Annotated in this window: 12 protein-coding genes; 3 read left to right on the top strand and 9 right to left on the bottom strand. The window is 53.5% G+C overall.

The features are described from left to right. Positions 1 to 131: 131 nt before the first annotated feature. The 9 genes from J3P35_RS02645 to J3P35_RS02605 all read right to left on the bottom strand — a co-directional run bounded on the left by J3P35_RS02645 (position 132) and on the right by J3P35_RS02605 (position 6,189). Entirely contained in the window at positions 132 to 1,085 is a 954-nt protein-coding gene (locus J3P35_RS02645) for an adenylate/guanylate cyclase domain-containing protein (protein WP_210462770.1), read from the bottom strand. Between the two features lie 60 nt (positions 1,086 to 1,145). Then, the gene (locus tag J3P35_RS02640) at positions 1,146 to 1,424 is read right to left on the bottom strand and encodes a GNAT family N-acetyltransferase (RefSeq protein ID WP_210462768.1); all 279 of its coding nucleotides are present in this window, start codon (positions 1,422 to 1,424) and stop codon (positions 1,146 to 1,148) included. Between the two features lie 32 nt (positions 1,425 to 1,456). Further along, on the bottom strand, positions 1,457 to 2,095 hold the full coding sequence (locus tag J3P35_RS02635; protein WP_210462766.1) for an alpha/beta hydrolase: 639 nt from the start codon (positions 2,093 to 2,095) through the stop codon (positions 1,457 to 1,459). Positions 2,096 to 2,103: 8 nt separating this feature from the next. Continuing rightward, a complete protein-coding gene (locus tag J3P35_RS02630) occupies positions 2,104 to 2,667 on the bottom strand; it encodes an NADPH-dependent FMN reductase (RefSeq protein ID WP_210462764.1) in 564 nt (187 codons plus the stop codon). Between the two features lie 33 nt (positions 2,668 to 2,700). Beyond that, positions 2,701 to 3,063, bottom strand: coding sequence for a cupin domain-containing protein (locus tag J3P35_RS02625; protein WP_210462762.1), 363 nt, complete (start codon positions 3,061 to 3,063; stop codon positions 2,701 to 2,703). Between the two features lie 63 nt (positions 3,064 to 3,126). After that, the gene (locus tag J3P35_RS02620; RefSeq protein ID WP_210462760.1) at positions 3,127 to 4,062 is read right to left on the bottom strand and encodes a ring-cleaving dioxygenase; all 936 of its coding nucleotides are present in this window, start codon (positions 4,060 to 4,062) and stop codon (positions 3,127 to 3,129) included. A 6-nt stretch (positions 4,063 to 4,068) separates the two neighbouring features. Next, complete coding sequence (locus J3P35_RS02615) at positions 4,069 to 4,779, bottom strand: pirin family protein (protein ID WP_210462758.1); 711 nt, start codon at positions 4,777 to 4,779, stop codon at positions 4,069 to 4,071. A gap of 99 nt (positions 4,780 to 4,878) precedes the next feature. Then, entirely contained in the window at positions 4,879 to 5,415 is a 537-nt protein-coding gene (locus J3P35_RS02610) for a YceI family protein (protein ID WP_210462757.1), read from the bottom strand. A 315-nt stretch (positions 5,416 to 5,730) separates the two neighbouring features. After that, complete coding sequence (locus tag J3P35_RS02605) at positions 5,731 to 6,189, bottom strand: nuclear transport factor 2 family protein (RefSeq protein ID WP_210462756.1); 459 nt, start codon at positions 6,187 to 6,189, stop codon at positions 5,731 to 5,733. Positions 6,190 to 6,512: 323 nt separating this feature from the next. On the opposite strand from J3P35_RS02605, the gene J3P35_RS02600 reads away from it, so the two are divergent. From J3P35_RS02600 to J3P35_RS02590, 3 genes are all read left to right on the top strand, one after another. After that, positions 6,513 to 7,763 (top strand): efflux RND transporter periplasmic adaptor subunit, encoded by a 1,251-nt coding sequence (locus J3P35_RS02600; protein ID WP_210462755.1) that lies wholly within the window; start codon positions 6,513 to 6,515, stop codon positions 7,761 to 7,763. Between the two features lie 339 nt (positions 7,764 to 8,102). After that, positions 8,103 to 8,792, top strand: a complete 690-nt coding sequence (locus J3P35_RS02595) for an ABC transporter ATP-binding protein (RefSeq protein WP_210462754.1) — start codon at positions 8,103 to 8,105, stop codon at positions 8,790 to 8,792. Positions 8,793 to 8,803: 11 nt separating this feature from the next. Beyond that, positions 8,804 to 11,215: an ABC transporter permease gene (locus tag J3P35_RS02590; protein ID WP_210462753.1), complete on the top strand. Its 2,412-nt coding sequence runs from the start codon at positions 8,804 to 8,806 to the stop codon at positions 11,213 to 11,215. Positions 11,216 to 11,237 lie beyond the last annotated feature (22 nt).

The raw sequence follows: 11,237 nt of genomic DNA, 5'->3' as shown, positions 1-11,237 counted from the left end.
CAGTTGAGAAGGAAAGAGATAAGGCTGTGCCTGATTTCAATAGATGGAAAATTGCAGATGTAGGGGCAACCTCTGTTTTAGGTCCTCTTATCTAGAAAACAAGCTTAAATCGGATGTTTTTACTGCGGCACTTAATCAGCCTTAACGGTGGCAGCGGCGGCGTTTTGGTAGGGCTTCCCGATGAGCATGACTTCAAAGGCATTACTCACGCCTTTGAGGTTGATTTTGGCGGTCCTGACGGAGAAAGGAGGATTCCTTAGCATCCCGTAGGCGGCTTCGGAGATCACGAAGCTGTTGTTCAGTTCTTTGGTGGCAGCCTGGAGGCGCGCCGCTACGTTCACCGGGAACCCCATCACCGAAAGGCTGTTGTTCAGCCCGATGCCCACGTTGCCGTAGATCACCTGCCCCACGTGCAGGCCAATGCCTACCTCAAAGAAGTGGTTGAAATAGGCTCGCATGTAAGTGTTGTTGAAGATCTTGACATCCTCCAAGATCTTGATCCCGGCAAATACAGCCGACTCGGTGGCCATCTTGATGTTCGTGTCCAGTCCAAAGACGGCATACACGCCATCGCCGGCGGTGTCTATGATCTTACCGCCGTAATGCTCAATGGCATTTCTAAAGAGGGTGATAATGCGGCGCATGATGTGGATCACGTCAAAAGGAAGGTTGGCTTCCATGAAGGGCGTGAAATTGCGGATGTCAATGAAGAACAGTGCCATTTTGCGCCGTTTCCCTATGGCCTCTGAAGGGTCTTCCTTGATTCCGTTGATGAAGATGAAACGGTCTATGTCATCTTTGATGAGCCGATGCACCTGCACGCCCTCTCCCCTTACGTTGGTCTGACAGGCGAGCCGTACGTTATCAGGGAGTTTGCGCACTTCGCGCACCAGCCTTTCGCAGCTGTTGACTTCAGAGAGCTGCTCAGCGCCGTTCAGCACCAGCACACGGCAGGTGGTGCACTGCCCTTTTCCGCCGCAGGCATGGCAATGCGGGATACCCGCCGCCAGGGAAGCCTCCAACAGGGTCTGGCCATCTGCTATTGAAACTTCTTTCTCGCCTTTGAAATCTACCTGCACGTTCATCCTGCTTAAACGTTAACGGTTACAGATAACACCTGCGGTTTGCCTGGAGCGCACCGCTCCTTACTTTTTCACCAGCGATTGGTACTCGGGGTGTTTTTTCAGGTAAGCCGCCATGTACGGGCACAGCGGAATCAGCTCCATGTTCTCCTTTTTCAGGTACTCCAGCACCTGTTTGGACAAAGCCGCTGCAATGCCCCGGCCCTCCAGCTCTTCGGGCACCTCGGTGTGCAGTACGGTCATGACGTTGTCTTTCAGCTTATAACTCACCAGGGCGGTTTTGCCTTCAATGGTGGTCTCAAACTGATGTTTGGCCGTGTTGTTTTTGATCTCCTGTTCCATTCAGAGGGTTCTTTCTCTCTAAGATAAGAAGATTATTCACTCTCCTGGGTTCTGGTCAGGATTTCTTTCGCCAGTTCCAGCTCTTCCTGCAGAATGGTATGCGGCCGGCCTTTGTAGATTTTCTTGGTGACCCCGGCGCCGTGTGCTTCCAGAACCTGCACCGTCTCCTCTACCCGGCTCACGGGCACGTGGGGGTCTGGGTCACCGGTGGTAATCAGAACGGGGGTATTTTTGAAATCGCCTTTGTAGTGGCTGGTGTTCAGTTGCGGACCTATCAACCCGCCGGTAAAGAGGAACAGACCGCCAAAGAGCTGGGCGTTTCTGGCGGCGTACTCGGCGGTGAGGCAGGCCCCCTGTGAGAAGCCCAGCAAATAGATGTTCTGGCTGCTGATTCCCTCGCCCGCCATGGATTTCACCAGGTCATGGATCTGCTCCAGAGCCGAGTCCAGTGCTGGTTGGTTTTGCTCTGTGGGTGCCATGAAGCTGTAAGGGTACCAGCTGTGGTTTGTGGCCTGCGGGGCAAACAACGAGAAATCCGCTACCGGCAGGTAATCAGCGAGTGACAGGATGCTCTCTGCCGAGGCGCCCCGCCCGTGGATCATGATCAGGGCCTTGCCGGTCTGGGACAAAGGCTTGCCGTGGGTGATGACGTGTCTTTCGTGCGTGTACATAGGCAGCTTTATTGTATAACCTGGTTAACCTGGGTGGCCTGAATGGCTTGCCCTAACCACAGAAAATCTTCCAAAAATTTATCCAGGCGCCCACTGTATGCGGCATCGGTCAACTGCCCGTCCTGGAACAATGTCTGCACTTTGGGCGTGAGGAGCGCATTGGGCAAAACAATCCCGTTCAGGGTGAGGGCATAGTGCTGCAGGCTTTTGGCCGCGTTAATGCCGCCCAGCATGCCCGCCGATACTGCCACAATCCCAAACGGCTTATGGAAATACTCTTTGTAGAAATAGTCCAGAGTGTTTTTCAGAGCGCCGGAATAGCTGCCGTTATGCTCCGGTGACACAATCACCAGGCCATCGCTCTGGGCAATGGCGGCGCTGGTTTCCTTCATCAGATCAGAAGGATTGGGGGTTTTGTCAAAGATGTTTTCCAGCAGCGGGAAATTGAGTTCCCGCACGTCCAGCAGATGAACGCTGTGTCCTTTTGCTTCCAGTCTTCTCCCCACTTCCAACGCCACCTGGTGTGACTGCCGCTGCGGGCGGGCACTCCCAGATACTACTACCAGTTTCATGTGTGTTTATTTAGAATGATGGGTAAACTGCTATTACGGTTTCAAGGTAACAAAAATGGAGTTCCTAACCGCGGGTAACAAGTTTCTGGTGCGGTGTCCTTTGCCATTGGTGTCTTCCACCAGCAGAATGTCTCCGGCTTTGAACTGCCGTTTCTCGCCTAGAGAGGTTTCTATCTCAATCTCGCCGTCCAGCAGCACAATGTATTGCCGGGCAGGCGCGCAGTGGAAGTCATAGTCATAGCTGGGCAGCACCTTCCGGAAAATGATACTTTCCACTTCCTCGGGATCAGACAAAAAGCCAATATCCCCTGCGGAGTGCAGGGGCTTGGCAAGTTGGGCAAAATGGCTTTCGCCGCTTTTATCCGCGTACACGCGGGTGATGTTGAATACTTCCATTCTGGGTCTGTTTTTCCCAAAACAGCCCTAAAACTGATTCGAGAGATTTGATCCTAAACTAATTTAGTCCAGGCTAGGCAGAACCGCTTCAATCTCGGCGCGGTGCGACTCATATTGCGGCGGCAACAGCAGGCTGGAGCCCAGCTGGTCCCAGGACTCGTCAATCCCGAAACCCGGGTTATCCGTCGCGATCTCAAACAGCACGCCGCCCGGCTCCCGGAAGTAGAGTGAATAGAAGTAGTTACGGTCAATCTTTTCCGTGATGTTAAGACCAGCCTTGGCCACTTTCTGACGAAACGCCATAAGGGTTTCCTCGTCTTTCACCCTAAAGGCGATGTGGTGGTTGGTGCCGGCCCCGCCGATTCCTCTTGCCTCGTTGGGCAGTTCCACCAGGTCAATGATGGCCGCGTGCTCCACCGCATCGGTGATGTAGCGGTAACGGTTGCCGCTTTTCTCCTGTAAGGTATAGCCAAACACATCGGTAAGGACGGCGGCGGTGCCTTTGATGTCGCGCAGGGTAAGGGTTACGCTGTGGAAACCTTTGGTAGCCACATTGGCTTTGATCTCATCGGTTTCCCAGGCCACGCGGTTGTCCTGGTTTTTAGGAATTACCAGCTCCAGTTTCAGGCCATCGGGATCCAGGAACGTGAGGTACTGCTCCCCAAATTTCTCAGAGGGCTTGTTGTAGATGACATTGTGCTTCTCAAAGCGGTCAATCCAGAAATCAAAGCTGCCCTCTGGCACGGAGTAGCCGATGTTGGTAGCCATACCGGTGCCGGCGCTGCCGCGGCGGGCGTCTTCGTAGGGGAAGAACGTCAGGATGGTGCCGGCACTGCCGCGCTCATCGCCGTAGTACAGGTGGTAAGTACCGGGATCGTCAAAATTGACGGTCTTTTTGAGCAGGCGCAGACCCAACACTTTGGTGTAGAAGTCCACGTTCTTTTTGGCCTTTCCGGCAATAGCCGTGATATGGTGCAGGCCTAATATTCTGTTTTCCATGATGGCTTAGTGATTGATAGGCACCTCTATGAGGAGGAATTTGCTATCGGTTGAAAAGCTAAAATCTAACTTGTCTGTCTCCCAGATGCCTACCGCGTCGCGCTGGTTCAGCGTCTGGCCGTTTACCTGTAACGTACCGCTGATGTTGAAGACGAACACGCCTTTGTTCAGCGGGTTGAAGGAATACGTGAGCGGCTGCCCCTGTTCAAAAGAACCTAGGGAAAGCTTCGCGTTCTGGTTTATCCAGCAATGGGCCTGGCCTTCCTCGTTGCTCACAATAGTGACCAGTTGGTTCAGCCGCTTTTCCTCCGGAAAGAACCGGCGCTGGTAGCGGGGAGTGATGTTCTGCAGCTTGGGCTCAATCCAGATCTGCAGAAAGTTCACCTCGTCCTGGCCCACGTTATGCTCCTCGTGGCGCAAGCCGCTGCCCGCGCTCATGATCTGCACCCAGTCTTTGTGCACCACCTCTTTGTAGCCCAGCGAGTCTATGTGGTTCATAGACCCCGAGAGCATCACCGAGATGATCTCCATGTTGGCGTGCGGATGGATACCGAAACCGTTCTCGGGCTGCACGTAGTCATCATTGAATACCCGCAGCAACCCAAAACCCGCCCGCACTGGGTTGTAGTGGCTAGAGAAACTGAAGATGAAATTGCTCTTCAGCCAACCCAGGTCTTTGAGACCTCTGTAAGCGGGATTATATCTTTCAAATTGCATTTTAGGTCTATTTAATGATGTTTGTACGAGCGAAACCCGAAAAGGAACAGATTATACTAACCGGAAACCGAAACCGCAGCCTCAGTTTCCGGCAGCAGCTTAGCCTTGTTTTACCAGCTGGATCTCGGCCTGCAGTTTGATCTCGTCGCTTACTACCACGCTGCCCGCCTCGGTTACGGCGTTCCAGGTAAGCCCGAACTCTTTGCGGCTGATTTTACCGGTTACCGTGAAACCAGCTTTGGTCTGGCCGTAAGGGTCTACCACAATACCCCCGAACTCCACTTTCACCGTCACTGGCTTGGTGATGCCTCTGATGGTCAAATCGCCGTGCAGTTGGTAATCATCGCCGCCTACGTTCTCGTATCTGTTGCCCACAAACCGGATCTCGCCGTGGTTTTCCGCATCAAAGAAATCAGCTGATTTCAAGTGGGTGTCGCGCTGCTCGTTGTTGGTGTTGATGGAGTTCACATCGGCGGAGAACACTACGCTGCTGGCGTTGGTAAACTGCTCATCCTCGGTCTCCGCCTCCACGTTGAAGCTCTGGAAATAACCCGTCACAGTGGTGATCATCAAGTGTTTCACCTTGAACTGTACTTCTGAGTGCATTGGGTCTACTGCCCATTTGGTAGTTGCCATGATTTTGATTTTAAAAGGTTAAAGTCTACTTTTTAGCTCGGTTATTGAAATCCGATGCACAAATGTATATACATTTAATGTACATACATATAATTATGGCTAAAAGTTTCAAAATATTTTTCTCTGGTCTGAGCAGCGCTTATCTAGAGCACTTTAAACCACAGAAAAACTGCCTCGGCAGGCTGTAGGCCTGCCACCCAATCGCTATTTGCCCCGGCGGCTTGACCTTCAACCAAACACAACCTATCAACAACAAAGAAAGCCCTGTTTCCGGGATATTTTTCCGGAAACAGGGCTAAAAGCAACAGAGCAAACCTATAGCTTTTGTTGCGGTACAGACTGCCACAGCACGTTCATGACCCACCACTTGCCCTGCTCTTTCACCAGGTGGATGTAGTCAATGCCCCACACGGCGGTTACTTTCGCCGAGGCGGTTTTGTCGCAGATATCCAGGATCTGTACTTTCTGCACCGAGTTCTCATTGGCCTGCTTGCCGTCGGCATTCCACCGTTTAGCCAGACTCACCAAGGCCGGGAAAGGCATCTCCAGTTGTTTTGAATAGGCCTGGTTCGCGGCCGAATAGGAGAAACCACGCTTCTGCAGCAAGGGATGCACGCTGCGGTAGGCAATGGTGGTGTCTGCCTTGTAAAAGGCCTGAATGTAGTCCTGGCAGGCAGCGGTTACCCCGGCCTTGTCCTGCTCCGTGGACACGCACTGCGCCCAACCAGCCGAGAAGAAGAAAGAAAACAGTAAAGCGGTGAACAGTTTCTTCATGGTATATTTAGGGTTTAGGTGAGACGAGATGGGAAATTGCCCGCTGCCGGATTTTTGCAGGAAATCGCGCTCAAGTTGAGGAAAGACCCGGCTAGTATCACTCCCTTATCCGGGAAGCGAAGCTGCTTTTGGCCTGTTTCCCAGAAAAGACGCAGGAAACCCCAGGTGGCTGCACGCTTTGCCCGGGGAATGTTCGGGCATGAACAAAAAGTGTACGCCAGCGGACACTCTTCGCTACACATAAATTCACAATTTATTGATTTACAGCGTTTTATAAACCCGGCACAGCAATTGGGAGAGAATAACAAAATTGCTTTAACACCATGGACCGTATCATAGAAAAGAAGCGTTGGACGCCCAAGAAAATAGCAGCCTACATAGGTAGCATCCTGCTCGTAGCCCTGGTCACCTACTTCATCGCCTTCGCCGACAATAGCTCTAAGCTGAACGTGGAAAGCCAGAAAATCACCATGGCCACCGTGAGCCAGGGTTCTTTCCAGGAGTTCATTCCGGTAGACGGCACCGTGCACCCCATCAAAACTATTCTGATCCCGGCGGTGGAAGGCGGCACCGTGGATGAGAAGTACCTGGAGGGCGGCAAGCCGGTGAAACAAGGCGACCCCATCCTGAAACTCACCAATAACCGCCTGGTGCTGGACTTCATGAACCAGGAAACCCTCATGAATGACCTCATCAACAATCTGCAGAACTCTAAACTGAGCCTGCAGCAGAACAAATTCAACCTCCGCCGCCGCCTGGCCACCTTAGACGCGCAGGTAGACGCCGCCAAGGATATGTATGAGCGCAACATTGCCCTCTACGAGGCCAAAGCAGTTTCTCAGCAGGAGTTCTTCAATTTCAAGCGAGAGTATGAGCGCCTCAAAGCCGAACGCGCCATTGAGCAGGAATCGCAGAAGTTTGAGGAGAACAACGCCCGCCAGCAGATTGCCCAACTGGAAACCACCATTGCCCGCACCAGCCGCAACCTGCACATGATGGAAGACAACCTCAAGAACCTCTACATCAAAGCCCCTATATCCGGGCAGCTTTCCTCTATTCAGGTGGAATTGGGAACGCCGGTGCAGTCGGGCCAGGTGATTGGCCAGATAGATGATTTGAGCGGCTTCAAAGTGAAGGCTGAGTTGGACCAGCACTACGTGAGCCGCGTGTTCGCCGGCCAGCAGGGCTCCTTCACCTACAACGGCCAGACTTACCCGCTGGAGATTGCCCTGGTATACTCTGAGGTGACCAACGGCCGCTTCCCCATTGACATGAAGTTCATTGGCAAGGTACCGGAAGGCATCCGGCGCGGACAGACCCTGCAGATCAGGTTGCAGCTCTCTGATCCGGCTCCGGCGGTATTGCTCCCAAGAGGCGGCTTCTACCAGAGCACTGGTGGCGCCTGGGCCTATGTGCTGGATGAATCCGGGAAAGTAGCCTCTAAACGCAGCATCCGGCTGGGCCGCCAGAACCCAGAGTACTACGAGGTCCTGGAAGGTCTGAAACCTGGCGAGCAGGTGATTGTCTCCTCCTATGACGCCTTCAATGATAAGGATAAGTTGGAGCTTAAATAGTCCTGAGTTCTGAGTCTTGAGTTCTGAGTTGAAGAACACACGCATTCCGTCCCTCTTCGAAGGGGGTAGGGGGATGACAAAGACGCGAAAAGAACCCAAAAGAACCCGCCTGGGTCTGTACCCTGACAGACCGAAACAGAAAATCGAAAATGGCCTGTCAGGGGACAGGCCATGGGAACAGGCAGTTGAAGAACCGAGAAGCAGTTGAATAAAAGATTGAATAATGAACCTTGGGAATGATTGATCAGCAGGAGTTATCATCCCCCTACCCCCTTCGAAGGGGGACTGATCTGCAAGCGTAGCTAAACAGTCAACAATAGACAATTAACAACCAACCATATGTTAAAGACCGTCAACCTTCAGAAGAAATATACCACCGATGAGGTGGAGACCACCGCGTTGGTGAATGTGAACCTGCAAGTGCGTCAGGGCGAGTTCGTGGCTATCATGGGACCATCAGGCTGTGGGAAATCCACGCTGCTCAACATCATCGGGTTACTGGACAACCCCACCAGCGGCGAGTTCTATTTTCTGGATAAGGAGATCTCTAAGTTCAGTGAGCGCCAGCGCGCCAACCTGCGCAAAGAGCACCTGGGTTTCGTGTTCCAGAGTTTCAACCTCATTGATGAACTGACGGTGTATGAGAACGTGGAACTGCCTTTGATTTACCTGAAGGTGGGCAACGCCGAGCGCAAACAGCGGGTGGAGCAGGTGCTGGAGCAGATGCAGATCGCGCATCGCCGCAACCACTTCCCGCAGCAGCTCTCGGGCGGTCAGCAGCAACGGGTGGCCATCGCCCGCGCCGTGGTGTCCAAACCTAAATTACTCCTGGCGGATGAGCCCACCGGTAACCTGGACTCGGCCCATGGCCAGGAAGTGATGCAGCTCCTGAGCAGCCTCAACGAGCAAGGCACCACCATTGTGATGGTAACCCACTCCCCCACCGATGCCGATTACGCCCACCGCATTGTGAACCTGTTTGACGGACAGATCATCTCTGAGAATGTGAAAGAGCTCGCCATCCTGTAAGCCCGGTAGCCATGTTCAAAAACTATTTTTTAGTTGCGGTGCGTACCCTGCGCCGCAACCTGGGGTATACTATGCTCAATGTGATAGGCCTGGCCCTGGGCATCACCTGCAGCCTGCTGCTATACCTGGTCATCCGGCACGAGCTCAGCTATGACACCTTCCACAGCAAGGCAGACCGCATCTACCGCATCAACGTAGACAAACTCACCGCCAATGGTCCAGAGACCAACGCCGGTACTCCTTTCCCAATGCTGGCCACCATCAAGGCTTCTCTGCCCGAGCTTTCCCCGGCCACGCACCTGTACAACACCGAGGGCGGCACCTTTACGGTGCTGTCTAACAATGACAAAGTACCGGCCAAGAAGTTCAGGGAAGAGAAAAACGTGCTGTTTGTGGAGCCTGCCTTTTTTGACCTGTTCGATTTTCCTACCGGCAGCGTCAACGCCAGACAGGCCCTGAAAGACGTAAACACTGTGCTGCTCACCCAAAGCATTGCCGACCGGTATTTCCCCGGTGAGAACCCCGTGGGCAAGGTCCTGCGCATGGACAACGTGGTGAACCTGAAAGTAACCGGCGTGATCCCAGATGCCCCTGAGAACACAGACCTGCCTTACCTCATGCTCATAGACTATGAGTCTTCCAAGAAGATCAACACGTTCATGAACGATTCCTGGAACAGCACCAACAGCAACCAGCAGGTGTACTTTGCCATGTCTCCGGGTTCTTCTTTAAAGCAGGCCGAGGACCGGCTCAACCAAATCACGTCTAAGTACCGGCGCATCTCGCCCGGCGAGAAGGAACGATACATCTTCCAGCCCTTACTGCAGATGCACTTTGATGATGAATATGGCACGCTCAGCAGCCGCACCATCAGCAAGACCACGCTCTGGGCCCTGGGTCTGATTGGCATGTTCCTGGTGCTGGTGGCGTCCATCAATTTCGTGAACCTGGCTACCGCCCAGGCCCTGCGCCGGTCCAAAGAGGTGGGCATGCGCAAAGTATTGGGGGCCAGCAAGCCGCAGCTTATGACCCAGTTCCTCTGCGAGACCGGGCTCATCACCTTGGTAGCCCTGCTGCTGTCAGTAGTGTTTGCCGAGTTGCTGCTGCCTTTCCTGAACCAGTTGCTGGAGTTGCAGATCTCTTTCTCCATTTTGCATGACCCGCAGATGCTGCTCTTTTTGCTGGCGGTACTGGTGGCGGTTACTTTCTTCGCGGGTTTCTACCCAGCCCTGGTAATCTCCGGCTTTCAGCCTATCTCGGCGCTCAAAAGCAAGGTGGCTACGGCCCGGGTGGCAGGTTTATCGCTGCGCCGCACGCTGGTGGTGGTACAGTTCACCATTTGCCAGGTCCTCATCATCTGCACCATCATTGTGCACAACCAGATGGAGTATTTCCGGAGCGCCTCGCTGGGTTTTGACAAGGAGGCTATTGTGAACATTCCGGTGCCGGCTGGTAAGGCGGGAGACCTGATGGCCCTGCGCCCACAGCTGGAGTCCCATTCTGCGGTGAAGGCCACCTCATTTGCCATCGCGCCGCCTTCGGCCAACATTGACATGAACTCCTCTTTCCAGTACGATGACTTTTCTGTGGACCGCAACTTCAGCGTGAACTTGAAGCTCGCCGATGAGAATTACCTGAAAACGTTCAGTATTCCGTTGCTGGCCGGCCGCATGTACGAGAAAAGCGATACCATGCAGGAGTTTGTGGTGAATGAGACGTTCCTTCAGAAAGTGGGCGTTAAAGATCCGCAGGAGGCAATAGGCAAAAAACTGCTTGTGAACGGCGGCCAAAACGAAGGCAAGATTGTGGGCGTGGTCAAAGACTACCACTTGTCATCGCTGCGCAATGAGATTCCGCCGGTAGTCATGTCCACCATGACCCAGGTGTACTTCTATCTCAACGCCAAAATAGAGCAGAAAAACGCCAAAGCCGCCCTGGCCCACCTGCAGAACGTATGGCTGACCGCCTACCCAGATGATGTTTTCCACTATGAGTTCTTTGACGATTCCATTGCCCGGTTCTACGAGGAGGAGCAGCGCCAGGCGCACCTGTTCAAGGTCTTCTCCTTTATCGCCATCGTCATCGGTTGCCTGGGCTTGTATGGGTTGGTGTCCTTTATGGTGGCGCAGCGGACGAAGGAAGTGGGTGTTCGCAAAGTGCTGGGTGCTTCCTCAGCGAGCATCGTAGGCCTTTTCTCCGCCGATTTCGTGAAACTGGTCTTGATCGCCTTTGTCATTGCCGGACCTATCTCCTATTACTTCATGGACAAATGGCTGCAGGATTTCTCGTACCGCATCAACATAGGGTACTGGGTGTTTCTAGCGGCCGGCGCCCTGACGCTCCTCATTGCCCTCACCACCGTGAGCGTGCAGGCGTTGCGGGCGGCGTTCTCTAACCCGGTACGGGCGCTTAAAACCGAGTAGCCGACTCTCCATTCCTGTTCAG

The sequence above is a fragment of the Rufibacter roseolus genome, from assembly GCF_017916365.1.
Classification (GTDB): Bacteria; Bacteroidota; Bacteroidia; order Cytophagales; family Hymenobacteraceae; genus Nibribacter; species Nibribacter roseolus.
The sequence above is the reverse complement of the archived record's forward strand: the minus strand, read 5'-3'. Positions and strand labels throughout refer to the sequence as shown.

Coding starts and splice junctions, on each gene's coding strand:
- J3P35_RS02645 (WP_210462770.1), bottom strand. CDS start 1,085: ATGAACGTGCAGGTAGATTTCAAAGGCGAGAAAGAAGTTTCAATAGCA.
- J3P35_RS02640 (WP_210462768.1), bottom strand. CDS start 1,424: ATGGAACAGGAGATCAAAAACAACACGGCCAAACATCAGTTTGAGACC.
- J3P35_RS02635 (WP_210462766.1), bottom strand. CDS start 2,095: ATGTACACGCACGAAAGACACGTCATCACCCACGGCAAGCCTTTGTCC.
- J3P35_RS02630 (WP_210462764.1), bottom strand. CDS start 2,667: ATGAAACTGGTAGTAGTATCTGGGAGTGCCCGCCCGCAGCGGCAGTCA.
- J3P35_RS02625 (WP_210462762.1), bottom strand. CDS start 3,063: ATGGAAGTATTCAACATCACCCGCGTGTACGCGGATAAAAGCGGCGAA.
- J3P35_RS02620 (WP_210462760.1), bottom strand. CDS start 4,062: ATGGAAAACAGAATATTAGGCCTGCACCATATCACGGCTATTGCCGGA.
- J3P35_RS02615 (WP_210462758.1), bottom strand. CDS start 4,779: ATGCAATTTGAAAGATATAATCCCGCTTACAGAGGTCTCAAAGACCTG.
- J3P35_RS02610 (WP_210462757.1), bottom strand. CDS start 5,415: ATGGCAACTACCAAATGGGCAGTAGACCCAATGCACTCAGAAGTACAG.
- J3P35_RS02605 (WP_210462756.1), bottom strand. CDS start 6,189: ATGAAGAAACTGTTCACCGCTTTACTGTTTTCTTTCTTCTTCTCGGCT.
- J3P35_RS02600 (WP_210462755.1), top strand. CDS start 6,513: ATGGACCGTATCATAGAAAAGAAGCGTTGGACGCCCAAGAAAATAGCA.
- J3P35_RS02595 (WP_210462754.1), top strand. CDS start 8,103: ATGTTAAAGACCGTCAACCTTCAGAAGAAATATACCACCGATGAGGTG.
- J3P35_RS02590 (WP_210462753.1), top strand. CDS start 8,804: ATGTTCAAAAACTATTTTTTAGTTGCGGTGCGTACCCTGCGCCGCAAC.